The 1,310-nt window shown below is 46.9% G+C and carries 1 protein-coding gene; it reads right to left on the bottom strand.

Translation table 11 applies throughout. The annotated features are described in order from the left end of the window. Positions 1–132 precede the first annotated feature (132 nt). Positions 133–1,258, bottom strand: a protein-coding gene (locus tag AC1BI1_RS15320; RefSeq protein WP_476718170.1) for an IS3 family transposase whose coding sequence is annotated in 2 segments (ribosomal slippage) — positions 133–990 and positions 992–1,258 — 1,125 coding nt in all. Because the reading frame shifts where the segments join, the coding sequence is not laid out codon by codon here. Positions 1,259–1,310: the final 52 nt, after the last annotated feature.

Raw genomic sequence — 1,310 nt, 5'->3', positions numbered from 1 at the left:
TAAGGTGGACCCCTTTGTCAAGACACGAATTTAAAAATTTTAAGCGTGGAAAGATAAACCTAATTTGGTTAATAGTAGCATGGAATAGCTTATGAACAAATTTTTTGGATTCCATATTTGGCATAATATGTCTTAGCCCTTTCCATAATAGACTTCTGCTGGCGTCCTATATCCCAAGGACTGGTGAGGCCGGCGGTAGTTGTAAAACTCTAGATATCGAGAGATACCCTGCCTGGCTTCACGGGGACTTTGATATTCGTTGAGATAGACTTCTTCGTATTTCAGGCTCCGCCAAAGACGCTCGGTGAAAATGTTGTCGGTAGCCCGGCCTTTCCCGTCCATGCTAATCCTTATACCCGCTCCTTCTAGGAGCTTTATGTAGTCCGGGTCGGTAAACTGAGCTCCTTGGTCGCTGTTCATTATCTCCGGCTTGGCTTTAGCAATTGCTTCTTTTACCGCCACTAATACAAAGGCTGTCTCTAAGCACTGGTCCAGGGCCCAGCTTACTACAAACCGGGAGTACCAGTCCATGATGGCCACCAGGTACATCCATCCCCGGACTAGCCGTATGTAGGTGATGTCTATACCCCAGACCTGGTTGGGGTAAGTAATGGGAAGGCCCCGCAGCAAGTAGGGATATACTCGATGCTTATGGTTTCTTCTGCTTAAGTTAGATTTGGGGTAGATAGCGGCTATACCCATTTCCCGCATGTGGCGCTGGACGGCTTTGCGGTTGACTGAGAATCCCTCCCTTCGAAGCTGGGCCGTAATGCGCCTGGAACCGTAGAAGGGAAACTCAGTGTATATTTCGTCGATGCGATGCTTTATGGCTATTTCTTGTGGGGAAGGGGGCACTGGGTGATAGTATAAGCTAGAGCGGTTTAGGCTTAAAAGCTCTGCTTGCTTTTTGATAGTTAGTTCTGGATGGCCCCATTCCACCAAACCCAAGCGCTCATCCCGGCTAAGCTCAGAGGCCACTCTTTTTTTTAAGCCAGGTCAGCTCAGTGGTTAAGCGGCCGACTTCCGCGTACAGGTCTTGTATTTTCTTCTCGTATTCAGATTTCATGTTCTCCATATTTTTCGTTTCATCGGTGAAGAGGGAAGGCAGTTTTTGTATCGCTACATTTCTCCACTTGTTTAGAAGGGAAGGGTGGATACCATATTCGGAAGCGATTTGGGCGATGGATTTTTCTTCCTTGAGAATTTCCAGTACGATTTTAGCCTTAAACTCGGCTGGATATTGTTTCCTAGTACCCATTCTGACGCTTAGGACCCCCATTTTTCGTGTCTAGTTTTCTGGGTCCATTATA

This window comes from Thermanaeromonas sp. DSM 22490, from assembly GCF_056378755.1.
Note: the sequence above shows the minus strand (reverse complement) of the source record. Positions and strands in the feature narration are given on the sequence as shown.